The 25,753-nt window shown below is 74.1% G+C and carries 14 protein-coding genes; 9 read left to right on the top strand and 5 right to left on the bottom strand.

The features are described 5' to 3' along the window. The first annotated feature begins 1 nt into the window (after window position 1). The 5 genes from GHR20_RS09210 (at window position 2) to GHR20_RS09190 (ending at window position 14,600) form a co-directional block, all read left to right on the top strand. Complete coding sequence (locus tag GHR20_RS09210; protein WP_153812901.1) at window positions 2–4,162, top strand: AAA family ATPase; 4,161 nt, start codon at window positions 2–4, stop codon at window positions 4,160–4,162. Further along, entirely contained in the window at window positions 4,155–7,868 is a 3,714-nt protein-coding gene (locus GHR20_RS09205) for an AAA domain-containing protein (protein WP_153812900.1), read from the top strand. Before GHR20_RS09210 ends, GHR20_RS09205 begins: the two co-directional genes overlap by 8 nt. Beyond that, window positions 7,861–11,136, top strand: coding sequence for a hypothetical protein (locus GHR20_RS09200; RefSeq protein ID WP_153812899.1), 3,276 nt, complete (start codon window positions 7,861–7,863; stop codon window positions 11,134–11,136). The genes GHR20_RS09205 and GHR20_RS09200 overlap by 8 nt, the downstream gene beginning before the upstream one ends. Continuing rightward, window positions 11,133–13,577: an ATP-binding protein gene (locus tag GHR20_RS09195; RefSeq protein ID WP_153812898.1), complete on the top strand. Its 2,445-nt coding sequence runs from the start codon at window positions 11,133–11,135 to the stop codon at window positions 13,575–13,577. Before GHR20_RS09200 ends, GHR20_RS09195 begins: the two co-directional genes overlap by 4 nt. 333 nt (window positions 13,578–13,910) lie before the next feature. Continuing rightward, window positions 13,911–14,600, top strand: a complete 690-nt coding sequence (locus GHR20_RS09190) for a GAF and ANTAR domain-containing protein (RefSeq protein ID WP_111580906.1) — start codon at window positions 13,911–13,913, stop codon at window positions 14,598–14,600. A gap of 95 nt (window positions 14,601–14,695) precedes the next feature. Here GHR20_RS09190 and meaB read toward each other — a convergent pair whose 3' ends face one another. The 4 genes from meaB to GHR20_RS09170 form a co-directional block, all read right to left on the bottom strand. Further along, window positions 14,696–15,706 carry a methylmalonyl Co-A mutase-associated GTPase MeaB gene (gene meaB, locus GHR20_RS09185; protein ID WP_111580907.1) on the bottom strand — a complete coding sequence of 337 codons (1,011 nt, stop codon included), beginning with the start codon at window positions 15,704–15,706 and terminating at the stop codon, window positions 14,696–14,698. Between the two features lie 7 nt (window positions 15,707–15,713). Then, complete coding sequence (gene scpA, locus GHR20_RS09180; RefSeq protein ID WP_111580908.1) at window positions 15,714–17,888, bottom strand: methylmalonyl-CoA mutase; 2,175 nt, start codon at window positions 17,886–17,888, stop codon at window positions 15,714–15,716. Then, window positions 17,888–19,687 carry a methylmalonyl-CoA mutase family protein gene (locus GHR20_RS09175; protein ID WP_153812897.1) on the bottom strand — a complete coding sequence of 600 codons (1,800 nt, stop codon included), beginning with the start codon at window positions 19,685–19,687 and terminating at the stop codon, window positions 17,888–17,890. Before GHR20_RS09175 ends, scpA begins: the two co-directional genes overlap by 1 nt. A 165-nt stretch (window positions 19,688–19,852) precedes the next feature. After that, window positions 19,853–21,562, bottom strand: coding sequence for a hypothetical protein (locus GHR20_RS09170; RefSeq protein WP_153815906.1), 1,710 nt, complete (start codon window positions 21,560–21,562; stop codon window positions 19,853–19,855). Window positions 21,563–21,860: 298 nt separating this feature from the next. Here GHR20_RS09170 and GHR20_RS09165 point away from each other — a divergent pair, with 298 nt between their 5' ends. From GHR20_RS09165 to GHR20_RS09150, 4 genes are all read left to right on the top strand, one after another. Beyond that, window positions 21,861–22,238, top strand: coding sequence for a cell division protein SepF (locus GHR20_RS09165; protein ID WP_153812896.1), 378 nt, complete (start codon window positions 21,861–21,863; stop codon window positions 22,236–22,238). Between the two features lie 210 nt (window positions 22,239–22,448). Further along, the gene (locus tag GHR20_RS09160) at window positions 22,449–23,657 is read left to right on the top strand and encodes an ATP-binding protein (RefSeq protein WP_153812895.1); all 1,209 of its coding nucleotides are present in this window, start codon (window positions 22,449–22,451) and stop codon (window positions 23,655–23,657) included. Next, on the top strand, window positions 23,641–23,973 hold the full coding sequence (locus tag GHR20_RS09155; RefSeq protein WP_153812894.1) for a nucleotide pyrophosphohydrolase: 333 nt from the start codon (window positions 23,641–23,643) through the stop codon (window positions 23,971–23,973). Before GHR20_RS09160 ends, GHR20_RS09155 begins: the two co-directional genes overlap by 17 nt. Before the next feature lie 182 nt (window positions 23,974–24,155). Then, window positions 24,156–24,656 (top strand): DUF6099 family protein, encoded by a 501-nt coding sequence (locus GHR20_RS09150; RefSeq protein WP_181515931.1) that lies wholly within the window; start codon window positions 24,156–24,158, stop codon window positions 24,654–24,656. 91 nt (window positions 24,657–24,747) lie between these two features. Here GHR20_RS09150 and GHR20_RS09145 read toward each other — a convergent pair whose 3' ends face one another. Next, window positions 24,748–25,671, bottom strand: a complete 924-nt coding sequence (locus GHR20_RS09145; RefSeq protein ID WP_148026165.1) for an LLM class F420-dependent oxidoreductase — start codon at window positions 25,669–25,671, stop codon at window positions 24,748–24,750. Between the last annotated feature and the right edge of the window lie 82 nt (window positions 25,672–25,753).

Here is a 25,753-nt window from a genome sequence, read left to right as displayed (position 1 = left end):
CATGGCGACGGAACTGGTGGCGGCGGGGCGCGAGCCGGCGGCCGTGGGGGACGGGGACGGAACCGTGACCGGCGCAGGGGCCGCCGGGCCCGCGTCGCCGGGGCCGCCCGCGCCACCCGTGCCGCCCGTCGTGCCGCGGCAGGGCGCGGCGGTCCGGGACGGGACGGTGGCGGAGGCGTTCGACGCGCTGGTGGTGCCCGTCGGGCATGTCGCCGGGTATCCGAAGGCGGACACGGCGGCGGAGGCGGCCGCCGTGCTCGACGTACTGCGCAGGATCGGGGGGCAGCCGGTACGGCCGTCCACCGGGTCCGGGACCGTCGACTCCCTCGGCGCGGCCGACGACGAACTCGCGCGCTGGTCGGGGAGGTACGGCGACCCCGGCGAGCGCCGCGAGAAGGAACGGCCCTCGGCCCTGGTCTGGCTGGGGCACGGCCGCCGGGGCGCCATGGGGCCGGCCCTGCTCGTGCCCGGCTCGGCGGAGCGCGGGGACTGCGCGCAGCTGACGCCCGACCTGTTCGCCCATCATCTCTACGCCGAGTCGGACAACCGACTCCGGGCGGACGGGCATTGGGCGATGGTGGTGATCGAGGCGTGCAAGTCGTCGGACTTCGCGAAGGCGGTGCGTGAACGGTTCGATCGTTCGGCCGCGACGGGCGACGCACCCCACTCCATTCTGCTGATCGCGACGGGGAAGGAAGCGGCGCAGGCGTACCTCGGGACGTTCCGCGAGACGCTGGAGGACTGTCTGGACGCGCTCACCAGCCATGACGTCCTCGAACTCCATGAGCTGCGCCGGTTCTTCATCCAGGCGGACCACTACTGCGAGTTCGTCGGGGAGTCCTGTGCGGAGCTGAAGCTGCTGGTGCGGGACCGGGTGCCGTTGCCGGGGGTCACCACGGTGGCCGAACAGCGGCGCAGGCAGCGGGAGTTCGACACCGTGCCGGTGACCGGGTCCCGGTCGGTCGAATCGCCGCAGGAGCGGGAGCGCGCCGGATTCCTGGAGGTCGTACCGCATTTCACCGGGCGCCAGGCGGAGTTGGCCGAGGTGGTGCGGTGGGGCACCGGGCCCGGGCCGGAGCGGGTGCTGATCGTGCCCGGGGCGCCCGGCGTCGGCAAGTCCGCGTTCCTCGGGGAGGCGTTGCGGCGGCTCAGGGCGGCGGGGGCCCGGGTCGGGGCCGTGCTGCGGCTGACCGGGAGCACCGTGGCGGAGGTCCGCGAACGGCTCGAAGGGGTGAGGGCGAGCCGGACGCCCGCAGAGGAGTGGGGACCGGATTCCCCGGAGCCGGGCGAACGGATTCTCGTGATCGCCGACGCGCTCGACGAGGCGCGGGACCCCGTGCCGACGGCCCAGTTGCTCCGCGCGGCGACGGAGCATCCCCAGGTCTCGCTGATCATCGGCACCCGCCGGGCACCCGGCGACGACGGGGACCCCGAGGCCGCCCGGATCGATCTGCCGACGGTGCTCGGCTCGCACACCGGCGGAGCGCGGGTGCTGGAACTCCTGCCGGACCCCGTCGCCGCCGGTGCCTACGCCGCCGCCGGAGTGCGCAGGGCACTCGTGGACAGGGCACGGGGAGAGGGCGTCGACGCGCCACGGGACGGGGCGGACGCGCCGTCGGCGGGGACCGATCCCGTGGGGGCGGAAGCGGTGGCCGGGACGGTGCGGGCGGCCGTCGAGCGGCATGTGCGCGAGGGGGCCTGGCAGTTCCTCCAGGTGGCGCTGCTCGTGCAGGAGATCGAGGAAAATCCAGGGGTGCTGTCGCGGGACCCCGGCGCGCGGCCGGCGCTCCTGAAGCTGCTGGACAAGGACCGTTCCGGGCTGTTCGGGGCGGCCGTGGCGCGGATCGCGGCGGAGCTGCCGATGGCGCTGCCGTTCCTGCGGGCGCTCGCGCTCGGCCACGGCCGGGGACTGCCGCGCGCGGACGGGATCTGGCTGCGGGCGGCGGGCGCGCTGGCGGGAGAGAGCGGGTGCGCGCCGGACGAACGGACGCTGACGGAGTTCCTGGGCAAGGCCGCCGCCTATGTGCTGCTGGACGGGGAGGACCGGCGCAGTGTCTACCGGCTGGCCCACCGCACCTACGCCGAGCGGCTGGCCGCCGACGTCACCGGTGAGCAGCGGCTCGCTCTGCTCGGCGCGCTGCTGGAGCTGGCCGCCGACCAGATCGCCGGGGGCCGGCCGCCGAGCCCGCACCTGGAGAGCCGGCTCGCCGAGTACGCGGCCGACTGCGGCGCCCCCGGGTGGCGGCGACTCGCCGCACGGCGAAGTGTGGTGGACCAGCTCCGCGTTGCCGCGCTGTGCGCGCTCGCGCTCGCCCCGGGGCGCAGCGGTGGCGGTACCGTGCCGACCGACCTGCCCGTCGAGATCCTGGGCACGGTCGCCTCGGCCCATCTGATCGAGCGCTCGGCCGCCGCCGACCGGCCCGGGCTGCGCCAGCTCGGCGGGCTGCGCGCCCGCGGTGTGCCGCACCCGGCCGGGGACGGCGGGGCGTGGCAGGTGTGCTGGGGCGCGGTGCGTCGTACGCCACCGCATCTCCAGCTCGACGCCGGGCAGATGGTGACCGCCGTCGCCGCGTGCCCCGGCCGGCCGTGGCTGGTGAGTGGCGCCCGCGACGGCTCGGTGACGCTGTGGGAACCCTGGCGCACCCACGCCCCGGTGCTGCTGACGCGCGGCTCCGACAGCCCGGTCACGGCGGTGGCGGCGAGCGGTGTCCCGGGCACGGCCGACGGAGGTTCGGGGGCGACAGGCGCTGCCCCGGGTGGGGCTGGGCCCGGCCTGGTCGTATCGGCGCATGAGGACCGTACCCTGCGCGTCTGGCGCCCCGCTGCGGGGAGCGCTGCGTATGCCGATGAGCGGGTCGTGGAGGCGCCCGAGCCGGTGTGGCGGCTGGTGGCGCTGCCCGACGGGCGGTTCGCCGTGGCCGGGGAGACGGGCTGGGTGGCACTGCTGGACCCGGGCCCGGACGGGAAGCCGGGCGGGGTGCGGTTGTCGCCCGCGCCGGGCGCGCCCGGCAGCGAGGTGGTGGGCCTGGCGGCGGTCACCGGGCCGGACGGGGAGCGGTGGCTGGCGGTGGCCGAGCGGGCCGGGGATCTCACGCTGTGGGAGGTGGCCGGGGAGGCGCCGCGGCTGCTGCACACCATGAGTTTGCGGCGGCAGCTCGCGGGGCTCACCGCGATGGCGCCGGCGGAGCTGGCGGTGGCCTGTGACGACGGTTCGCTGTGGTGGTGGGACGCGTCGTCCGAAGGGCATGCGGCGGTCGGGCGAGTGAGCGTACCGGGGCCGCCGTTCAGGGCGGGGGGCGCCACGGCCCTCGCCGGGTGGCGGGCGCGGGACTCCGGCTGGACGGTCCTGTGGGGAGACCCCCGGGGCCTGTGGGCCCTGGCGGCGGACCAGCCCCGCCGGCCGGTCGGCGGGGGAACGGGAGCCGGGGTCCGCGCGCTCGCGGTGCTGGCGGGACCTGACGGAGGGCGGGTGGTGGCGGCCGCGGCGGAGCGCGGTCCGGCCATCCACTTCTGGGACCCCTCGGCCCACCTGACCGGCGCGGCGCCGGGCGCCGGGGTGCCCTTCGGCCGGATCATCGGGATGCACCGGTACGTCACCGAGGAGAGGGCCGAGGCGTTGGCGCTGTGTCATGAGGTGCGGGCGTCGGGGCGTACGGAGCGGGCCGTACGGGTCCTGCGGGCTTCCGACGGACGGGAGTTGACCGGGGAGGCGGTCCGGGCGGCCGGCCGCCCGGGGTGGGACGGCACCGAAGGCCGCCGGCCCGAGGCCGTGACGCGCGCGCACCAGGGCGACGTCAGCGGCCTGGTGCGGCTGCGCGGGGCGCCGTACCGGGGGATGCGGGCGAGCGCCGATGACGACGGCGAGGTCCAGCTCTGGACCACCGGCCCGGACGCCGCCCGGCCCCTCGTCCCCGGCCACCGCATCCGCCTCGGCTCCCCGGTCCTGGGGCTGTCGGCCCTGTCCGGCGGGCGGCTCGCGGTGGCCTTCAGGGACGGCGTGGTCGTCCTGTCCGTGACGGCGGCGGAGCCCCGGCAGCGGGACACCGGCGCGGCCGAGGACTCCGGTCCCGGGGACGACGAAGCCGGGAGCGCCGGTCCCGGGGACCACGAAACCGGGAGCTCGAGTCCCAGGGACGACGAAACGGGGGGCCACGATGGATGAGCCGGGGACCACGATGGACGAGCCGTGGGCGGAGCTGGACGTGGAGTTCCAGATCAAGGACCTCTTCACCGGCGGGCGGGCGGTCTACGCGCCGGAGGGCGGCGGCTGGGAGCTCGACGGCGGGGTCGAGCATGTCATCGACGGATGGCTGACCCGGTTCGTGCTGCGGGCACCGCACGGGGAGGAGCCGCCCCGGGAGGTGTCGCTCTTCCACGGAGTGGACGATCTCGCGGGCGAGTTGTGGGACCACGAGGTCCGGAATCTGCTGCGGCTGCGGATGCTCGGGCACCCGGCGCTGCCGGAGATCGTGGACGGGCGGTTCGACAAGACGAACCGCGTGGCCTTCATCATGACCCGCAAGGTCGGGGGACCCCTGGCGGAGCAGGACTGGGGCGACGTACAGGAGTGGGTCCGCGGGCACCCCGTCGTGGCGTTCGAGCAGTTCAGCCTGCTGGTGGACGCCCTCAGCCAGCTGCACGGCACCCGGATCGTGCACCGCAATCTGACCCTGGGCGCGATCAGGCTGGCCATGGAGCCGAGCCGGCCGGAGCGCGCGGCCCTCGCCCTGACCCGGTTCGAACTCAGCGCCCTGCTCAAGAACCTGCTGCACCACGTCGCGGGCCCGGACGACCATCGCTCGCAGGACGTACGGGAGTTGTTCCTCACCCCGCCCGCCGGCGTCCCCCGGGCCCGCCATCTCGCCTACCTCGCGCCCGAGACACACCCCTCGCTCCTCGGCCGGGTGCGGGTGCGCAGGCTCGACCACGGCAGCACCGATGTGTTCGGACTCGGCGTGCTCGGCTGGGAGTTGTTCCTCGGCGCCGTCACCGAGCTGCTGCCCGGAGAGTGCGCGGCCGTCGAGCGGTCGCCCGAGGACCGGCTGCCCGAGACCCTGGCCGCGCTGCACACCGCGATGCGCCGGGCGCTGACCGGGGCCACGAGGGTCCCGCGCCGGCTCCGCGAGGCGCTGGGGGACATGCTCGACCCGTCCCCCAGCGGCCGTATCTCCTCCTTCGACGCGGCGGCCGCGCTGCAACGCCACTGGACGGAGATCACCCTCGGCTTCGCCCCGGTGGAGCAACACGACGAGAAGCCGCGGCTGCTGGCGTTCATGCCGGAGAAGTCCGTGCAGACGGTGTACGAGAGCCGGGGCTGGACCGACCACCGCCCCGACACCCCCGAGGGCTGCCGGGAACTCCAGACCTTCCTGGAGGACGAGCTGCGCCAGGCCCAGCTGGTGCACAGCCCCAGCGGCGCCCAGGGCTTCGTGCACGGCGACTCCCCGCAGTCCCAGGCCGAGGCGGAGTGGGCGCTCATCGGCAACCAGGCCGTGTGGTTCTGCGCGTTCCACTACGACGAGGCGATCTCCGGCCGCCGCAAGAAGATCCACAAGGACACGTTGGTCATCAAGTACCTGCTGGACAAGCGGTACGCGGACGATCTGCTGACCGCCTGGCCCCGGCGCAGCATCGGCAAGGTGGACCTCGTGCCCTTCTGGGTCGGCCAGACCCTGGACAAGGGCGGCGAGACGCGGCCCTCCTGGGAGGAGCTGACCAAGGCGGTCGTCACCGAACGCGCCGTCGACCACCAGGGCTCGCAGAAACTGCTGCGGTCGTACCGGTTCATGCTGGAGTACCAGGGTGTCGCCCTGCGCGCCCGCCAGTACCCCTATGTCAGGGTGCGCTCGGAGGAGGGTGACGCGATCGTGCTCACCCAGGACCACGAGCGCGACCGCCGCTGGCTGCACGGCGACCCGCTGCTCACCTCCTACGCCCAGCCCCGGCGCAGGCCGCCCCTCGGCGACTTCGCCCGGCAGCTGCTCACCGAGAACGAATGGGCGCGGGTCACCCTGGTGGAGGACCGCACCGGCCGCGACGGCCACCCCACCGACCCCTACTTCGGCGGCCGGGCCGTGGAGGCCCGGCTGAAGGTACGGCTGGACGCGGACTCGGTGCAGATCCAGCCGCTCGGCGGCCGTCAGGTGCCCGAGCGCGGCTGGCTCCGGCCCGACGAGGACCGCGGCGCGGAGACCCAACTGCGGCGCGAGGCGCGTGGGCTGGACTCCCTCGCGCACAAGCCGGGCCTGGTGCGCATCCTGGACGCGCCGGAGGCCATCGAACTGCGCAGCAGGGGGGTCACCAGCCGCGACCAGAGCGAGCTGCGCGGCAAGGGCCAGGCCATCGTCTCCAACATGCTGCGCTTCCACCCCTTCTACGCCCTCCAGGGGCCGCCCGGCACCGGCAAGAGCACCGTCGTGGCCAAGGCTCTGCGGGACTTCCTGGAGATGGAGCACGGAGCCCGGGTCCTGGTGAGCGCCCAGTCGAACGACGCGCTCGACCAGCTCGCCGAGAAGATCGTCAAGGAGCTGCGGCCACGCATCGAGGACCGCTCCCTGCTCGCCCTGCGGGAGCTGTCCCGCACCAGGGAGCGGGGGGAAGCCCCCGATTCGGTGCGGAAGTTCACGGCGGAGAACATCGTCGGGGACCTGGTGGCGCACATCGTCCGCCGCGTGGAGCGGGGCTGCGAGGGGGCGCGCGACGAGGACGAGAAGCGGCTGATGAAGCGGTGGGCCGAGCTCGCGGGCGACACCCAGCTGGAGCTGATCGAGCGGGTGAAGTCCGGTGCCGACATCGTCTTCGCCACCTGCTCCATCGCGGGCACCCTGTCCGACGAGGTCCGCGACCCGAGCGACATGTTCGACTGGGTGATCATCGAGGAGGCCGCCAAGGCATGGCCCACCGAGGTCGTCATGCCACTCGTCCGGGGCGTGCGCTGGACACTGGTCGGCGACTACCAGCAGCTCGGCCCGCACCGCGCCCAGGACATGCGGAACTTCCTCGAAGGGCTCGCCGCCCACGAACACGACCGCGTCCAGGCCCACCACGCCAACCAGGACGCCTATCTGGACCATCTGCACATGTTCCGGCGCTTCTTCGACGGGCACGACCCGCGGCGCACCGCCTCCGCGCGACGCCCGGTCGACGTCCTGGTCACCCAGTTCCGCATGCACCCCGACATCGCCACGCCCTTCGCCCGGGCCTTCTACCCCGACGCGGGCCCGACCGGCACCTTCCTGACCTCGGACCCGTTCATCGACCAGATCCACGGCCGCACCGAGCCGCCGTACGTGACGAACGCGCCGCTGGTGTGGCTCGACACCGGGCGCCACGACGGCTGCCGCGACACCCCCTACTGGGGCAACGAGGGCGAGGCGGAACTGATCGACAACCTCGTGGCCCGGCTCGGCCTCGCCCACCGCACGGACCCCGGCGCACTCGTCGTCATCACCCCCTACCGCAAACAGGCGGGCATCCTGGAGGCCAAGGGGCTTCGGGGGCGGGTGCACACCGTGCACTCCTTCCAGGGCGGCGAGGCCGAGGTGGTGATCGTCTCCCTGGTGCGCAGCGCCGTGCGCGGCGAGGGCGCCCGGGGCAACATCGGGCACACCGCGCAGCCCGAGGTGGTCAACGTGATGCTGTCCCGGGCGCGCCAACTGCTCGTCGTCGTCGGGGACCTGGCGCATTTCGAGCAGTACGGCGGAGCGGACTGGGGGACGGTCATCGAGGCGTTCCGGGACAGCGGGGTGATCGTGGACGCGGTCACCGAGGAGATCACCGGCGGCCGGCGGGCGGTCGTACCCGTGCCGCGGGACGAGACGCCCGAGGGCGCCGCCGGAGCCATGGCAGCGGAGGACGCCGGTGAGTGAGACGACCCTGGTCGCCCTGCCCTGCCGGGTGATCACCCTGAGGGTGGAACTCGGTTCGGAGACGGGCGCCTCGACCCTGGAGGAACTGGTGCTCGCGGCGGTCGCCGGCGGCCGCACCACCGTCGACTCCCTCGGCGACCTCTTCTCGCTGCCCCGCCGGCTGATGCTGGACGTGGTGCACGCCCTGTGGAGCCGGGGCTTCCTCGCCGTCGACTTCACCTCGCACACCCTGGAGGGCACCCCGGCGGCCGAGGCGGTGCTCGGCGACGGCGACGGCGCGCAGGCCGTCGCCACCAGCGTGGATTCACGCAAGTTCCTGTTCGACCCGGTGACCGAGACGATCCTGCCGTACCGGGACGGAAGCGTCCGGGTGCCGCTGGGCGCCCTGGAGATGCCGATGGCCCGGGGCGTCTTCGCGGAGGACCTGCCCCAGACCGAACTGCTGCGCGCCGTCCGCCGGGCCGTCGCCGAGGAGCGCCGCGACCGGGGCGTGCGCCGCCGGGTGCTGAACGTGTCGTTCACCAACCCCGTGCTCAGCCCGCCCGAGGCGGTCCGCTGGAGCACGGTCGAGGTCGTGGTGAAGCGGGACCCCGGCAGCGGCCAGATCGCCGCGGTGCCCGTCGAGGCGCCGCCCGGCTGGGGACGCAGGGGCGCCCAGCTCTTCCAGGCACACATCACCCATCTGCTGCGCACCCGGTCCGAGAGCACCTTCGTCAAGAAGCTGCTGAACCGCCAGGTCCCGGAGGTCGTACGGCCCGACACCCTCAAGGAGCTGATCCGCGATCTGGAGCAGCTCGCCGAGGGCCTGGACGACGCCCCCGAACTGCCCGACCTGCCCGGCCGGCACCACGCGCTGAAGTCCAGGGCGGACCAGCTGCGGGAGCAGATCTCCGAGGCGCGCAGGGCCCGTTGCGGGGCCCACCGGGTGGCGCCCGGGGCCGGGGTCGGCTATGTCGTCGGCGACCTGATCGACCGCGCCGAACACCAACTGGTGCTGGCCGCGCCCACCATCGCCTACGACGCCCTCAACCCGCTGCTGCCCGGCCTGGAAGAGGCTCTCAAGCGGGGCGCCACCCTCGTCCTGCTGTGGGGCGACCACCCCACGGCCAGACTCGAACCCCGGGTCGAGACGGCCCTGTTCGACCTGAAGGCCCGCTACCTGGGCAAGGTGCTGCTGGAGAAGCGCAGCAGCTCCAGCGCGGCCTCGCTGCTGATCTGCGACAACCGCGCCGCCTACGTCGGCTCCCGCGGCTTCCTGTCGGCCGAGACCGGCGCCGGGGTGCTCGTGGAACCCTCCGAGGACGCCGACACGCCCCCGCTGTGCGTGGCCGACCTGCTCAGCTGGGTGCGCAGGGTCTACACCTACTGGGAGACCGCGCGGAGCATCGCCATCGCGCCCGACGACTTCGGCCGCACCGGACGCGGACTCCCGGCCGAGCCCGCGCGCTGGTGGCGGTGGGAAGCCCCCGAACTGCCCGAGGGGTGGGACGAGGACCCGGTGGGCTTCCAGGTCGGCTGGGCGGCGGCCTGGGGCCGGGTGCTGCGCGAACTCGTGGACGCGGTGAACGACGTGTACCGGGGCACCGACCCGGTGGTGCGCGCCGTATGGGACGGCGCCTACACCGAGGTGGCCGGCCGCCTCCTCGCGAGCGCGGGCGAACGGCTCGCCGTCACCGACGACCGCGCCGAGCACGAAGCCTGCGACGAGATCCTCGCCCTGCGGCTGCGCCGGCTGCGGGAGGCCGGCGGTGTCGTGCACCTCCAGCATCCCTCGCTCAGCGGCGGCCGGCGCACGGCCACCGCGTACGACGCCCTGCTCAAGGCCCTCAAGACGGACGGCACCCTGCGTGTCGGCAAGGCCAGGGCGCGGGCGGTGCTCAGCGATCACGAGCTGGTGGTGGGCAGCCGTCACCCGGTCGGGCACGGGGCGACGCATCCGGGGCAGGGCGCGGTGGCGCAGGTCGGGCTGCACATCGTGGGGACCGCGTTCACCGTGGACTTCGCGCGGGAGCTGGGAATCCCGGAGTGGTTCGGGGACGCAGGGGACAGCGGGGCCGAGGGGCCGGAGTACCACCCGACGGCCGGGGTGTTCGCCGCCATCCCGCTGGACGACGACCCGTGGACGGCACTGGCCCAGCGGGAGCGGGCGGGCCGGGGCGCGGGGGAGCTGCGGCGGTACGCGGCGGCGTTGTTGATGGGCCGGGGCGACGCGGAAGGCCCGGTCGGCACGGGGGAGCGGGGTGCCGACACCCACTGCCCTGAAACCGATGCCTACCGCCCCGACACTGACACCCACCGTCCCGACGCCGGCAAATGGTCCCGCTGGCTTCTGGAGGACGCCTGGCGGCGCGGGGCGTTCATGGAGGCGTACCTGCTCACCCCGCTGCTCGGCGGGGGCCCCGGCGCGCTGTCTGTCGAACTGGCCGCCGTCGCCCTGCCGTTGGAGCACGGTCCGTTCGGTGAGCAGCTCTTCTTCAGCGCCCTCGCGCTGGAGTCGGCCCCGCCCGAGCAGCGCACCGTCGCGCTCGCGGGCGCCGTCGCGGAGATGCTGCTGCACGGCGGCGACACGGGCCGGCTCGCCTGCCGGCACCTGACGGAGGGGGCGCCCGCCGAGGGGCTGCCGACGGCCTGGCTGGAACTGGCCCGTGCCGCCCGCGCCTGCTTCGAGGCGGCACCGGCCCCGCTGCCCTTGCAGGACGTCGACGAATGGGCGGCGGGGCAGGAGCGCTCGGCGCGCTCCGACGAGCGCTGGGCCGGGCTCGCCGCCGGGGTGGCCGCCTTCGAGCAGGCCAAGAACCACTTCAGCTTCACGGACGGCCAGAAGCTGCACCGCGCCCTGTTCCGGCCGGGCGGCATCCTCGCCCGGGTCCGCGAGATGGCCCGCGACCCCCGGCCGGCCGACCGCTGGGTCCCGGTGGCCGAGGAGCTGCCGCAGGGCGAGCACGACATCCGCACCCAGCTCGACCGGATGTCCGCGGACCTCGGCCTGCGCAAGATCGAGTGGAGCAACCACTTCGCCTACGCCCGCAACATCGCGGAGTTCGTCGCCGAGGCCAGGTCCCTCGTCGCCGGCTCCGAGGAGCAGCTCCAGGGTTCGCCCGCACCCCGGCTGACCGCCGCCCAACGGCGGTTCGCCCTGCACCTGGACGGCTCCTGGCACCAACTGCTCAAGGAGGCGGACGAGTTGGGCGAACCGGCCTGCCATCCGGCCAAGGCCCTGCTGGAGGCGCTGTCCGCGCTGCCGAAGGCCGGGAAGGAGAACGCATGAGCGCGCCGAGCCACGACAGCCAGGTGCGGAACCATCTGGACGGCGCCCGGCATCTGCTCGGCACCTGGCCCGGCCGGTTCCGCTACCCCGAGGTGCTGGCCCTGCTGACGCGCGGGCAGTCGTCGTACGGCCCCGAGGACGCCGTCGAGCTGGCCCGCGCGGTCCTCGCCCGGCTCGGCGGCCGCCCCGTGGGCCTCGTCTGCGAGGAGCTGCTGGAGCGGGGCGAGTTCGACGCCGCCGAGTATCTGCTCGCCGGCTGCGCTGACCTGCGCCCGTACGACGCCGAGCGGCTGGCCCGGCAGCTGGAGAGCCTGCGGGTGAGGGCCGCGGAGCTGGTACGGCAGCGGCTCGGCGCCCTCGCCCGGCGGGCCCAGGGCGCGGGCGTGGCGTGGGAGGACGACCCCGCCGGGACCGAGGCGCTGGTGGAGCGGGCACGCTCGGGGCGGCCCGGGGTCGTGGCCCGGCTGGACGCGCTGGCGGACGATCTCGAACGGCGCATCGCGGACGCCGCCCGCGCACTGGCCGACCGGCTGCCCCCGACGGAGCGCGCGGGTGCGCGGGGGCAGGCGGTCGCCCGGGTCAGGGCTCTGCTCGACGCCGGTGAACTCGTCGCCGCCACCGCCCTGTTGAACCGCGAGCCGCCCGGCGCCCCGATCCCCGAGGGCATGACCGCGCCGCCGGCCTGGAAGGCGGAGTGGGACCCGCGCCAGTTCCTCGACTATCACCTCAACCCCGGACGGCTGCGGCCTCCGGCGTTCGTCGACTGGCGGGCGGCCGACCGCGAGGGACAGGAACTGCTGGCGGCGTACGGCAGGCTGGAGCACGATCTGTCGGCCGCGGCGGCCGCCGGGTTCGCCCATGCCCTGTGCTGCTTCCTCGGGGTGCCGCCCGGACCGCTGACGGCCACGCCGGTCGAGCACAGCGCCTTCCATCTCACCTTCCTGGACGGCCTGTTCGGCGGCCCCGCCCTCTCCCGGCTGCACCCCACCGGACGCGTCGACCTGTACGTCGGCGGGCCCGGCGCGGTCGGCCTGCCGGACACCGGCGAGGACGAGCGGCCCTGTGTGGCGGTCGGCCCCCAGGTGGAGCCGTCCGGCTACACCGACCGGCGGCCCACCGCGGTACTGACCCTGCGGGACCTGCTGCGCCTGGTGGTGCTCGCCGAGGTACCGGACCGGGCCGCGGCGCTGCTCGGCGTTCTCGCCCCGCAGTGGCCGGTCTCGGCGCTCGCCGGGCACAGCGGTGCCGAGCTCGGCCGGATCCTGGGCGGCGAGGCCGACGTGGCCTGGCGCACCCTGCGCTGGATCAGCCGGCTGTCGCTGGGCTGCGGACCGGCGGCCGTGCAGGCCATGGAGCACTGCACCGGCATGGACCCGCATCTGCTGCTGGTGATGCTGCGGTACGCGCAGGACCCCGCCGACGACGCCGGCCCCGTACGGCGCTGGGCGGCGGCCGAGGGCGGCTGGCAGCGGGACGAGGCGCTGACCCATGCCTTGCGCGAGGAGCTGACGGCCCGCTGCGGCGGGCCCGCGGCGGAGGCGGCGTGGTGGGCGGCGCTGGCGGCGAGCGACCCGGTGGGCGGGCAGGTCGGCCGGGACGAGGCGGCGGACATGGCGGAGGCGTGCGGCGCGGGGCCCGGGGTCAGGGCGCGGGTGTCCGGCGCCGTCGACGAGCTGGTGCGCCGCGGTCTGCTGACCCCGGTGCCGGACGGCGACGGCGAGCTGCGGGTGCCGCCCGGCGGTGTCGTACGAGCGCTGCGGGCCGAGGCCGAGCAGCAGCTCACCGTGCTGCTCGGCCGGCTCGCCCTGGAGCGGGAGGGACGGGGCGACGGCCCGCGGGCATGGCGCCTCAACCGTTACGCGACCCTGCCGGTGTATCCCCGGCTGCGGGAAAGCCCCTCCGCCTTGGACGAGTTCGGCGAGGAGATCGAACTTGAGCTGTCCCTGGAAGACCTCCGGCGGGTTGCGGCGGCCGAGACCGAACTGGGCCCGCTGCTCGGCTCCTTGGGGCCCGAGTTCGAGGAGGCGCACCCGCATGTGGGACTGGATGTGCGCTGCCCGCCCGGACTGCGGGTCGCGGTCCCCGAGCCCGAGCTGCGCGTGGTGCTCTACGAGGTGATGGACAACGCCGCGGAGGCCCTCGCCGGGCAGGACGGGGTGCTCCAGATCCTGGTGGAGCGGGAGAGCCCCGAGGTGCTGGTCGTGCTGCGGGACAGCGGCCCCGGCCTGCCGGAGCGGGCCCGGTCACGGCCCGCGCGGATCTTCGGGCCCACCTGGACCACCCGGGGCGAGGGCCGGGGCCGGGGCCTGCACCGGGTCCGCCGCTTCCTCCGGTCCCGGGCCACGGACGACGTCTCCGCCGACATCGAGATCCTCGACCCCGACAACCGCGCCCTGACGGGGGCGGCCTTCCGCCTGGTCCTCCCGGAACAGGAGAACTGACGGGCCGCGCGGGGCCCTCGCTCCGCGGAGCCCCGCGCCCCCGGGTCCTCGGTGACCGGCCGGGCTCGCTCCCCTGTGCCCGCGCGGCCCGACCCTCGGCCACCCGACGGGCCCCTCCGGAGCGGTGCGGATCGACTCTTGCGCACCCGCCGGCCTCGCCTTCCCGGGTGGGTCCCCGCCCTCCCGCCCCGGCCCTTCCGCCCCCGCCCCCGCGGCCCCTCCGCCCCCGCCCCCGCGCCCTCGTGTGTCCCGGTCGGCCGGGGTCGGGCAGGGATGCGATGGTGGAAACAGGGCAGGTGGTCGGTCTGGTGAAGGCAGGCAGGGAGGAGAACGATGGATTGGCGCGTGTTCGCCGAACGGATGGCCGCACTGGCGCGGGAACTGCTGGCGCAGGAGACGGTGACCGACACCCTGGAGCGGATCACCCGGTCCGCCACCGAGCTCGTCCCGGGCTGTGACGCGGCCGGGATTCTCCTCCTGCACGCCAAGGGCGTCCGCACCCTCGCGCCGACCGACCAGGTGGTGATCGACAGCGACCAGGCGCAGGAGCGGCTCCAGGAAGGACCGTGCTACGACGTCGCCCGCCCCGAGAGCGACGAGCGGGTGTTCCGGATCACCGATTTCAGCGAGGAGCACGCGGGCTGGCCCCGCTATGTGAGGGCGGGCCGCGAGCTGGGCCTCGGCAGCATGATGGGCTTCCTGCTCTACACCGAGGAGGAGGACCTCGGCGCGCTGAACATCTACTCCCGCAGCCCGGGTGCCTTCGGCGACGCCAGCGAGACGGCCGGCTGGCTGCTCGCCTCGCACGCCGCCGTCGCCTTCTCCAGCGCCCGCACCCACGCCCAGCTGGAACAGGCCGTCGCCACCCGGCACGTCATCGGCGAGGCCATGGGCATCCTCATGGGCAGCCACGACCTCACCGAGGACCAGGCGTTCGACGTGCTGCGCCGCTACTCCCAGGACAAGAACATCAAGCTCCGGGACGTGGCCCGGCGGATCTGCGAGCGCGGCGGCCTCGGCTGACCAGGACCCGGCCGACCTCGACCGGCCGACCAAAACTCCGCTGACCTGGACCCGGCCGACCTCGACCGGCCGACCAAGACTCCGCCGACCAGGACTCAGCCCGCCGGCTCCGACCGGCCCGCGCCGCCCCCCTCGAATGTCCCCAGAATCCGCTCCGCCGCCAGCGTCGCCGTCAACTTCCCCTCCCTGACCTGCCGTTCGAGCTCCGGTGCCGCCGCCCGGACCGCCGGGTCCGCGTGCAGCCGGCCGAGGAGTTCGTCGCGGACCATCGCCCAGGTCCAGCCGACCTGCTGGTCCCGCCGCTTGGCGGTGAGCCTGCCGGTGGAGTCCAGCAGCGTGCGATGCTGCTCCAGCCGTTCCCACACCGTGTCGAGCCCCATGGACTCACGCGCGCTGCAATGCAGCACCGGCGGCGTCCAGAACGCGTCCTTGCCGTGCATCAGCCGCAGCGCGCCCGCCAGCTCCCGTGCCGCCGCCCGCGCGTCCCGCTCGTGCGGCCCGTCCGCCTTGTTGACGGCGATCACGTCGGCCAGCTCCAGGACGCCCTTCTTGATGCCCTGCAACTGGTCGCCGGTGCGGGCCAGGGTGAGCAGCAGGAACGTGTCGACCATGTCGGCGACCGCCGTCTCCGACTGCCCGACGCCGACGGTCTCCACCAGGACCACGTCGTAGCCCGCCGCCTCCATCACCACCATCGACTCCCGGGTGGCCTTCGTGACCCCGCCCAGCGTGCCCGCGCTGGGGGAGGGCCTCACGAAGGCCGCCGGATCGACCGACAGCCGTTCCATCCGCGTCTTGTCGCCGAGGATGGAGCCGCCGGTACGGGTCGAGGAGGGGTCGACGGCGAGGACGGCGACCCGGTGGCCCAGCGAGGTCAGCATGGTGCCGAACGCGTCGATGAACGTCGACTTGCCGACCCCCGGCACCCCGCTGATGCCGATCCGCCGGGCCCGGCCGCTGTGCGGCAGCAGCCGGGTCAGCAACTCCTGCGCCAGCACCCGGTGCTGCGGCCGGGTGGACTCGACGAGCGTGATGGCGCGGGCCACCAGGGCCCGCTTCCCGTCGAGCACACCCTTCACATACGTGTCGAGATCGATCGGGGCCATCGCGGCCCTACAGCTCGTGGCCGAGGTCGGCCGCCAGGCGCTGGACCAGGTCGTACGCCGCGTCCGGGATCACCGTCCCGGGCGGGAACACGGCCGTGGCGCCCATCTCCAGCAGCGTCGGCACGTCCTGCGGCGGGATCACCCCGCCGACCACGACCATGATGTCCTCTCGGCCCTCCTCCGCCAGCTTCTCGCGCAGCGCCGGTACGAGGGTCAGATGTCCCGCGGCCAGCGAGGACACGCCGACCACGTGGACGTCCGCCTCGACCGCCTGCCGGGCGACCTCGTCCGGCGTCTGGAACAGCGGGCCGACGTCGACGTCGAAGCCGAGGTCGGCGAACGCGGTCGCGATCACCTTCTGGCCCCGGTCATGGCCGTCCTGGCCCATCTTGGCGACCAGGATGCGCGGCCGGCGCCCCTCCGCCTCCTCGAAGGCGTCCACCAGGGCGCGGGTACGGTCCACGGACGGGGACTCCCCGGCTTCGTTGCGGTACACACCGGAGATCGTACGGATCTGGCTCGCGTGCCGGCCGTACACCTTCTCCAGGGCGTCGGAGATCTCGCCGACGGTCGCCTTGGCGCGGGCCGCCCGCACCGCCAGCTCCAGCAGGTTCTCGGTGCCCTCGGCGGCCCGGGTGAGCGCGTCCAGCGCGTCCCGGCACGCCTGCTCGTCCCGCTCCGCGCGCAGCCGGCGCAGCTTCTCGATCTGCTGGGTGCGCACCGAGGAGTTGTCGACCTTGAGCACGTCGATCTGCTCGTCGCTGTCGACGCGGTACTTGTTGACGCCGATCACCGGCTGGCGCCCGGAGTCGATGCGGGCCTGGACCCGGGCCGCCGCCTCCTCCACGCGCAGCTTGGGGATGCCGGCGTCGATGGCCTGCGCCATGCCGCCCGCCTGCTCCACCTCCTGGATGTGCGCCCAGGCCCGGCGGGCGAGGTCGTACGTCAGCCGCTCCACATAGGCGCTGCCGCCCCAGGGGTCGATGGTCCGGGTGGTGCCCGACTCCTGCTGGATGAGCAGCTGGGTGTTGCGGGCGATGCGCGCCGAGAAGTCGGTGGGCAGCGCCAGCGCCTCGTCCAGCGCGTTGGTGTGCAGCGACTGGGTGTGGCCCTGGGTCGCGGCCATCGCCTCCACACAGGTGCGCGTGACGTTGTTGAACACGTCCTGCGCGGTCAGCGACCAGCCCGAGGTCTGCGAATGGGTGCGCAGCGACAGGGACTTGGTGTTCTTCGGCTCGAACTGCGCGACCAGCTTGGACCACAGCAGCCGGGCCGCCCGGAGCTTGGCGACCTCCATGAAGAAGTTCATGCCGATCGCCCAGAAGAACGACAGGCGCGGCGCGAACGCGTCCACGTCCAGGCCGGCTTCGCGCCCCGCGCGGATGTACTCCACACCGTCGGCGAGCGTGTACGCCAGCTCCAGATCGGCCGTCGCACCCGCCTCCTGGATGTGATATCCGGAGATGGAGATGGAGTTGTAGCGCGGCATCCGCTGCGAGGTGTACGCGAAGATGTCGGAGATGATCCGCATCGACGGCTTCGGCGGATAGATGTAGGTGTTGCGGACCATGAACTCCTTGAGGATGTCGTTCTGGATGGTCCCGGCCAACTTCTCGGGCGGTACGCCCTGTTCCTCCGCCGCCACGATGTACAGCGCGAGCACCGGCAGCACGGCGCCGTTCATCGTCATCGACACGGTCATCCGGTCGAGCGGGATGCCGTCGAACAGCTGCCGCATGTCGTAGATCGAGTCGATCGCCACGCCCGCCATGCCGACGTCGCCGGTCACCCGCGGGTGGTCGCTGTCGTAACCGCGGTGCGTGGGCAGGTCGAAGGCGACCGACAGGCCCTTCTGGCCGGCCGCGAGGTTGCGCCGGTAGAAGGCGTTGGACTCCTCGGCGGTGGAGAAGCCCGCGTACTGGCGGATCGTCCAGGGCTGGTTGACGTACATCGTCGGGTACGGGCCGCGCAGGTACGGCGCCATGCCCGGGTAGGTGTCCAGGAAGTCCAGGCCCTCCAGGTCACGCCCGGTGTACAGCGGCTTGACCCCGATGCCCTCCGGGGTCTCCCACAGCGGCTCGGCGCCGCCGGTGGCCTGCTTGACGGCCGCCTGCCACTCCTCGGCGCTGCCGCCGGCCGGCGGGGTCCCCAGCTCGATGCCGGAGAAGTCGGGGATTCCCATCAGGACACTCCCATACGGTCGAGAGTCGCGGTCAGCACATCGACGGCGTCGCAGCCCGCGAAGACGTGACGGTCGACGCCGGCGTACTCGCCCCGGCCCGCCAAAAACACCTGCCGGGCGCCCGCGGCGCGCAGCGCCGCGGCGCTCTCCTCGGCCTGTGCGGCGTACGTCGCGTCGCCGGAGCACAGCACGGCCTCGGTGGCGCCGCTGTCCTCGAAGGTTCCCCCGGTGACCGGCTCGATGCCGCCGGCCTGGAAGAGATTGGCGGCGAAGGAGGCCCGCGCGGTGTACTCGGCGGGCGAGCCGAGCGTGGCGAGGAAGATCCGCGGCCGGGCGCCGGTCGCCGCGAGATGGGCGTCGGAGCGGGCCCGCAGCTCCTCGAACGCCTCGTCCCGGCGCACCCGGGGCAGCCCCCCGGACGGCGCCTTCGGCGCGGGCTCGCGCTTCACCGGCTTCTCGGCCAGCAGCGGGAACTCGCTGACACCGGTGATGGGTTCGCGCCGCTTGGCGAGCTTCTTGGAGCGCTGCGCCCAGGTCGTCGCGAGGTCGGTGCGCAGCCGTCCGGAGCGCAGCACGGCCGCCTGGCCGCCGTCGCGCTCGATGGTCCGGAAGAACTCCCAGCCGGCCTCGGCGAGTTCGTCGGTCAGCCGCTCCACGTACCAGGAGCCGCCCGCCGGGTCGATGACGCGCGCGAGGTACGACTCCTCGATCAGGATCGTGGAGGTGTTGCGGGCGATGCGCCGGGCGAACGCGTCCGGCAGCCCGAGCGCGTGGTCGAACGGCAGCACCGTCACGGAGTCGGCGCCGCCCACCCCGGCGGCGAGCGTCGCGATCGTGGTGCGCAGCATGTTCACCCACGGGTCGCGGCGGGACATCATCACCGGCGACGTCACCACGTGCTGCGTCTGGGCGCCGGGCGCCCCGCTGACCTCCGCGACCCGCGCCCACAGCCGGCGCGCGGCGCGCAGCTTGGCGATGGTCAGGAACTGGTCGGCGGTGGCCGCGTACCGGAACTCCAGCTGCCCGGCGGCCTGTTCGACGCTCAGGCCCGCCTCGGTGAGCGCGCGCAGATAGGCCACCCCGGTGGCGAGCGAGGCGCCCAGCTCCTGCGCGGCCGAGCCGCCGGCCTCGTGGTACGGCAGCGCGTCCACGGTCAGCGCGCGCAGCCCCGGGTAGCCCTCGGCGCAGCGCGCGGCCAGAGCGACGTACGGCGCGACGTCCTGCGCGGTCCCGGTGCGGGCCTCGTACCCGAGCGGGTCGCCGCCGAGGTTGCCGCGTACGTCCTCGGGCTCGACGCCCTTGTCCGCGTACAGGGCCAGCAGCGCCTCGGCCGCCTCGGCGGTGTCCCGTCCGGCGTCCAGCACGACGGGCGCGAGGTCCAGGTAGACGCCCTCCAGGGCCCGGCCCAGGTCGGCGAGCGGGATGCCGCCCTCGCCCAGCGCCAGCCACAGCGAGGTGCCGCCGTTCTCCAGATCGGCGAGGACCGCGCCGTCGGCGAGCGTCGTGTGCCGCTGGCGTACGCCCCAGCCGCCCGCGACCCCGCCCTCGGGGCGCGCGCCCCGTACGAACGGGGCGAAGCCCGGCAGACCGGGGTCGGGCGCGGTGTCGCGCGCCGTGTACAGGGGACGGGTGCGCAGCCCGTCCTCCAGCGTCGTGGACAGAGCGTCCTCAGCTGCCGCGCCCGAGACTTCCTTGCCCGACTTGCGCAGCACACCCTCGACCAGGCGTTGCCACTGCTCGTGTGTCGCGTCAGGGAACTCGGCGGCCAGTGGGAGCCCGTCGTCAGGCAGGACCGTCATGGCTCGGATGCTAGGCCAGGGCGCTCAAAAGAGTGCAGAGCAATCGCTTGTGAGTTTTCTCCCCTTGCGGCTGTGACCGGCGCCGCTCCCGTAGTGGATCACCCCGGTACGACGGCGCGGCCCGGCCTCGACGAGGACCGGGCCGCGGCGGACGGGTGGGGGCGTTCAGCCCTTGACGCGCAGCGTGGACCGGGGTACATCCCGGGTGGAGAGCGTCTGGGGGCCGCCGGTGAAGGCGCGCAGCCGCAGCCGGGCGCTTGGCTTCCTCGGGAGCGTGAAACCGCCCGAGGGGGCACGGAGTTCGACGGTCGCCGTGCCGTGCGCGGGGATGGTGGCCGGGCCGTGCGCGAGCGGCCAGTAGCGGGTCATGCCCTGGCCGGTGGTGAGCATGTAGTGCGGGGTGAGCGGGTCGTCGCCGGTGTTGGCGACCCGCAGGGTCACCCCGGAGACCGTGCCGGGCGCGAGGGGCCGTACCGCCGTGATGTCCATCCGCAGCGGCGGGCTCCCGGTGGCCGCGAGGACCGCGCTGACCAGGGCGGGCGCCAGCAGCACCGGGACGGCCGCGAGCCGGACGGCCCTGCGCCGGGGACCGGCCAGGAAGCGCGGCCGGGGCTGCCACGCCTGCGCGAACTCCGGCAGGGGCGCGGTGACCGCCGCCGCCAGCCACAGCGGGGTCATCATCAGGTAGTAGCCGTCCTGCGAGCGTGTCGCCAGGAAGAACGCGCACCACGGCAGCACGGTCGCGGCCGGTCCGAGGCGCCGTACGAACAGCACGAACAGGGCCAGCAGGGCGGCGGCCAGCAGCATGCTCGCGTGCCCGTACCAGTCGAGGCGGTCGCTGCCGTGGGTGAAGTACAGCGAGATGCCCACGATGCCCTGGCCGTGCAGCACCGCGCCCTGGGTCAGCGGCAGCACGATGCCGCGCAGCCACGGGCCGGGCTCGGTCACGATCAGATACGCGTCGAGCAGCAGGAAGGCCAGGACGGCGATCCCGGTGATCCGCAGCACCACGCGCGCGGCGGCCCGGCCGCCCAGCTCGCCCCGGCGCACCGCGTAGATCCCGGCGAGCAGGAACGGCGCGACGAACCAGGGGAGTTGCTGGGCGGCGCAGGCCGCGCCGAGACAGGCGGCCCGGGCGACGCCGACCGCGCCGAGCCGGCCGCGCGCGCCGAGCCGGGGCCAGCGGACCACCACCGGGACCAGCAGCGCGAGGGCGAGGATCGCCGGGTAGCCCTGGCGGCCGTAGCTGGACAGCATGCCGAAGCCGAGGAAGACCATGGTGGCCGCCGACCGCCACTGCGCCGGGAGCAGCCGCCACAGCGCGATCGCGCCCGTGATCAGGGCGAGGGTGCCCACCGCCGTCGCCGGGGCGCCGCCGTGGCCCAGCCACAGGAACGGGACGGTGAGCAGCGGCGCGAGCGGGGGATAGCCGTACGTGTAGTCGTATCCGCCGGTCGTCGTCGCGGTCAGGGCGACGCCCTTGATGCGGAACAGCCAGGGCCATGGATGCTCGTACAGGTGGTGACCGTGGACGAGTTCCCGCGCGGCCTGTGTGGTCAGGAGCGCCTCGTCGCCGCCGCCGTGGTTCAGCGCCCACGCGCACAGGGCGAGGACGACCGCGGTCACCAGCACCACCAGGTCCAGGCGGGCCAGTGAGCGGGCCCGGCGGACCGTCAGCGCGAGCACGCCGGTCACCAGGATCGCCGCGTAGCACAGCGAGATGACCGCGGCGAGGACGAGACGGTGCGTGGCCGCCTGTGTCCAGACGGAACGGGTACCGATGAAGAGGCTCACGTCGGCCAGGAGCGTGAGGACGCGGTGCCACTGCGCGGGCCCGCCGGGCGCCTGCGCGCGCGGTCCGGGTACGGCGGACACCGCCGACTGCGTCCGCCGGCCGGGCGTCACCTGCTGTGTTTCTGCCAAGTGCACGGGACCGGACGCTAGCGGCGGTGCGTGACCGGCGCGCGACCAGCGGTGAAGAGTCCGGTATGAGGGCGGTAAGAAGCGGGCATATTCGCACATCTGCCCAGAGAAGGGGCGGGGTTGGGGCGGGGCGGGCGCCACCGGACCGATCGACTCCGTGTCGTTGTGTGTCGTTGTTGGGCCGAACGGGTGACTTGGCGTAAGAATTGGCTGGTGCAGGCATGGAAAGCGAGCAAGGTCGGGGGAGCCGGTGAGCCGTTATGACGTCACCGATGAACAGTGGGAAGGGCTCGCCCAGGTCGTGCCACTACGGGGCCGCGACGCGTGGCCCTCGGCGGTCAACCACCGTTCCCTACCGGACGACGAGACCGAGACCCGGCGCCGTTTCGTGGTCCTCCGCGTCAACGTCTTCGCCGATGCCCGGGAGGTCGCCGAGACGGTGATGGCGGGCGCGCCCGTCCTCCTCGACCTCTCCGGCGCCGAGGGGGATGTCGCCAAGCGCGTCCTCGACTTCAGCACGGGCGTCGTCTTCGGCCTGGGCAGCGGGATGCACCGGGTGGACCGCAACGTCTTCCTGCTGACCCCGCCGGGTACGGAGGTCAGCGGGCTGCTGGAGGGGGCGGGGTGAGCGCGGGCTCTCCCCGCGGCACCGGCGGCACCCGCGGCGTCCATGGCACCCACGGCGTCCATGGCGCCCCCGGCGTCCCATGGCTCTCCCCGGCCCCCGTAGCTCCCCGGAGTGAGGCCCGGTCCCCGTTGTTGCCGTGAACGCCCCCGATCGTGGGAACATCCGCCGGGTAAACGGTTCGCCCGCCCGGCGGAGCCCTACGTTCCGGGCATGGCCATGCCTTTCGCGTCCGCTGAGCCGCCGGTGGTCGACGGGCTCGGCGGGACCCTCCCGCCGGAGTCCCGCGAGCCCCTCGATGTGCGGCCCCGGGTCACCGAGCTGCGGTTGTCGGCGTTCGCCGGGCACCGGGGCGCGGGATTCCCGCTGGGGGCGGTCACGCTGTTCGCCGGCCCCAGCGGATCGGGGAAGACGACGGCGCTGGCGGCCTACGAGGCGCTGGCCCGGCTCGCCGGCGGCGCGCCGCTCGGGGAGGCGTTCCCCGATCCCGTCGCCTGCGTGCCCGACCGGGCCCGGCCCGACGGCGAGGGCCGGCGCGGCTTCAGGATCGGCTGCACGGCCGACGGCGCCGAGGGCCCGGTACGGCTCGACCTCGCCGTACAGGCCGAACCGCAGCCGCGGATCGTGGGCGAGCGGCTGAGCGCGGGCGGCACCGTCCTGCTCCAGACCGCGTTACGGGACCCGGGGCGGCGCGCCGTGCAGGCCGCCTGGCACACCGCGGGCACCGCGCCGGTGACCCGCGCGCCCCTGCCCGACGACCGCCTCGGCACCGCGCTGCTCCCGCTGCGGGTGGCCGGCAAGACCGACGGCCAGCGCCGGGTGCTGGCCGCCGCCGAGCAGATGGTCGTCGCCCTGCGCTCGGTCTTCGTCTGCGATCCCCGCCCCGACTGCATGCGCACCCCCGTGCCCACCGGCTCCGGCCGGCTGATGCCCGGCTGCGACAACCTCGCGGACGTGGTCTGGCGCACCCGCGCCGAGTGCGCCCGCAGGCACGGCCGGCTGGTCGAGGCGCTGCGCGCGGGCTGCGCGGGACCGGTGTACGACCTGATCGCCGAACCCCTCTTCGACGGCATGGTGCGCGCCCTGCTCGACCGCGGCGACGGCCACCGCACGGAGCTGGCCCGCCTCGGCGACGGCGAACTCCGCTACCTCGCCCACACCCTGGTGCTGCTGACCGGTCCCGGTGTGCTGGACATGGACCCGCCGGGCGAGGTCCCCGACGCCCTGCGCTCCCTCACCGTCCTCGCCGACGGCTTCGACCGCTCCCTCGACCCGGGCCAGCGCCGGTCCCTGCTGCGCCTCGCGGCCGCCATGGGCGAGTCCGGGCACATCCGGCTCGTCGCGGCGGTGAACGACGCCTCCTGGTGCGCGGGGGCCGAGGGCGTCACAGTGGTACACCTGAACCGTGACGGAACACCCTGACCTCCCCCGACTCCAGCGCAGGCTCGCCGAGTTCGCCGCCGCCCGCGACTGGGGGCGGTACCACACCCCCAAGAACCTCGCCTCCGCGCTGAGCGTGGAGAGCTCCGAACTGGTCGAGATCTTCCAGTGGCTGACCCCCGAGGAGTCGGCCCGGGTGATGTCCGACCCCGCCACCGCGCACCGCGTCCGCGACGAGGTCGCCGATGTCCTCGCCTATCTCCTCCAGTTCTGCGCGGCCCTGGACATCGATCCGCTGACCGCGCTCTCCGAGAAGATCGACCGCAACGAACACCGCTTTCCGGCGCCCGAAGACTGACAACAGGCGGATTCCCCGGTTCCGTTATCACTCTCCGCTGTCAATTCATCTACCGAATCCGAATTGTTGTCCCCAGATTTCGGGCTTCCTCTAGCTTTTCGCACCAACGGCCCTCACTCTGGGTAGTGGACAGGAGAGTCAGTGAACGTACGAGCGAGTGCGTGGAGGGACGGGGGCGACGGATGGACGCGGTACGACTCATCCTCACCGGCAGACGAGCCCTGGCGAACGGCGCGGACACGCGCGAGTTGATGGCGGAGGTGTGGCAGGCAGGGGCCCTCGCGCAGGCGATCGGCAGCAGACTCGCGGTCTCCGGACCGCCGGAGCTGCGCGGCGAGGCGCTCGGGCTGACCGAGCTGGCGGGCCGGGGCTGCGGTGTCCTCGACCCGCCCGAGCTGGACCTCGGCGATCTGCGCGCCGCCCAGCTCACCCGGCTGGACGACGCCCGCGAGACCCTGCTCTGCCTCGGCGGACTGCTCGCCGAGGTCGGCATGGCCCTGGTCGGCATGGCCAGCGGCGCGGCGGACGAGACGACGTACTGGCAGTGCATGGAGGCCATCGACGCGGCCGACGAATCCCGCGACCGGGTCCGCGAGATGCTGCGCAAGCTGGCCGCGCGGGAGGAGGTGTTATCGGCGGACGACAACCAGCGCAGCCCCTTCGGGGGCGCCCCCTGCGCGTAGCCGCCGCGCGGGAGTCGGGTACGACGGTTCGCGCCAAGGTTCCCGGAGCGGCGCGCGGCACCGCCCGCGGGCGACGGTGCCGGTCGCCCCGTCAGGCCACGTGCGGCATGACCTCGGACGCGATCAGCTCCAGGTGGGCCAGGTCGTCCAGGTCCAGCATCTGCAGGTAGACCCGCCCCGAACCCACCGCGGCATAGCGCCCCAGCTTGTCCACCACCTCCGCCGGAGAACCCGCGAGACCGTTCGCCTTCAGCTCGTCCACCTCGCGGCCGATGGCCGCCGCCCGCCGCGCGACCTCGGCGTCGTCCTTGCCGACACAGGCGACCAGCGCGGCGGAGTACACCAGGTCGTCGCCCTTGCGCCCGCGCTCCTCGGCCGCCGCCCGCACCCGGTCGAACTGCCGCTCGCTGTCCTCGACGGAGGCGAAGGGGATGTTGAACTCGGTGGCGTACTCCGCCGCCAGCGCCGGCGTGCGCTTGGCGCCGTGACCGCCGATGAGCACCGGCACCCGGCTCTGCGCCGGCTTCGGCAGCGCGGGGGAGTCCTGCAACTGGTAGAAGGTGCCGTCGTAGTCGAAGCGCTCGCCGATCGGCGTCTCCCACAGCCCCGTGACGATCGCCAGCTGCTCCTCCAGCCGCCCGAACTTCTCCTTCGGGAACGGGATGCCGTACGCCTTGTGCTCCTCCTCGTACCACCCGGAGCCGAGGCCCAGCTCCACCCGGCCGCCGGACATCTGGTCGACCTGCGCCACCTGGATGGCCAGCACGCCGGGGAGGCGGAAGGTACCGGCCGTCATCAGGGTGCCGAGCCGGATACGGCTGGTCTCCCGGGCGATGCCGGCGAGGGTGATCCAGGCGTCGGTGGGGCCGGGCAGGCCGTCCGCGCCACCCATGTGGAGATAGTGGTCGGAGCGGAAGAACGCGTCGTAGCCCAGCTCTTCGGCGGTCTTGGCGACACGCAGAAGCGTGTCGTAGGTCGCGCCCTGCTGAGGTTCGGTGAAGACTCGAAGATCCATGCGTCCATGATGCATGCCGTTGCGCGCGCAACCCTGTACAAAGCCGTCCGGAGGCGTGAAAACCGGTGGTCAGCGGGGTGCC

Source organism: Streptomyces sp. SUK 48, assembly GCF_009650765.1.
Taxonomy (GTDB): Bacteria; Actinomycetota; Actinomycetes; order Streptomycetales; family Streptomycetaceae; genus Streptomyces.
This window is presented reverse-complemented; position numbering and strand designations above follow the sequence as displayed.

What these genes read in the sequence shown, in the direction of transcription:
- GHR20_RS09210 (WP_153812901.1), top strand. Translation starts at nt 2, where the DNA reads ATGGCGACGGAACTGGTGGCGGCGGGGCGCGAGCCGGCGGCCGTGGGG.
- meaB (WP_111580907.1), bottom strand. Translation starts at nt 15,706, where the DNA reads ATGGCCCCGATCGATCTCGACACGTATGTGAAGGGTGTGCTCGACGGG.
- GHR20_RS09190 (WP_111580906.1), top strand. Translation starts at nt 13,911, where the DNA reads ATGGATTGGCGCGTGTTCGCCGAACGGATGGCCGCACTGGCGCGGGAA.
- GHR20_RS09205 (WP_153812900.1), top strand. Translation starts at nt 4,155, where the DNA reads ATGGATGAGCCGGGGACCACGATGGACGAGCCGTGGGCGGAGCTGGAC.
- GHR20_RS09175 (WP_153812897.1), bottom strand. Translation starts at nt 19,687, where the DNA reads ATGACGGTCCTGCCTGACGACGGGCTCCCACTGGCCGCCGAGTTCCCT.
- scpA (WP_111580908.1), bottom strand. Translation starts at nt 17,888, where the DNA reads ATGGGAATCCCCGACTTCTCCGGCATCGAGCTGGGGACCCCGCCGGCC.
- GHR20_RS09195 (WP_153812898.1), top strand. Translation starts at nt 11,133, where the DNA reads ATGAGCGCGCCGAGCCACGACAGCCAGGTGCGGAACCATCTGGACGGC.
- GHR20_RS09160 (WP_153812895.1), top strand. Translation starts at nt 22,449, where the DNA reads ATGGCCATGCCTTTCGCGTCCGCTGAGCCGCCGGTGGTCGACGGGCTC.
- GHR20_RS09150 (WP_181515931.1), top strand. Translation starts at nt 24,156, where the DNA reads ATGGACGCGGTACGACTCATCCTCACCGGCAGACGAGCCCTGGCGAAC.
- GHR20_RS09145 (WP_148026165.1), bottom strand. Translation starts at nt 25,671, where the DNA reads ATGGATCTTCGAGTCTTCACCGAACCTCAGCAGGGCGCGACCTACGAC.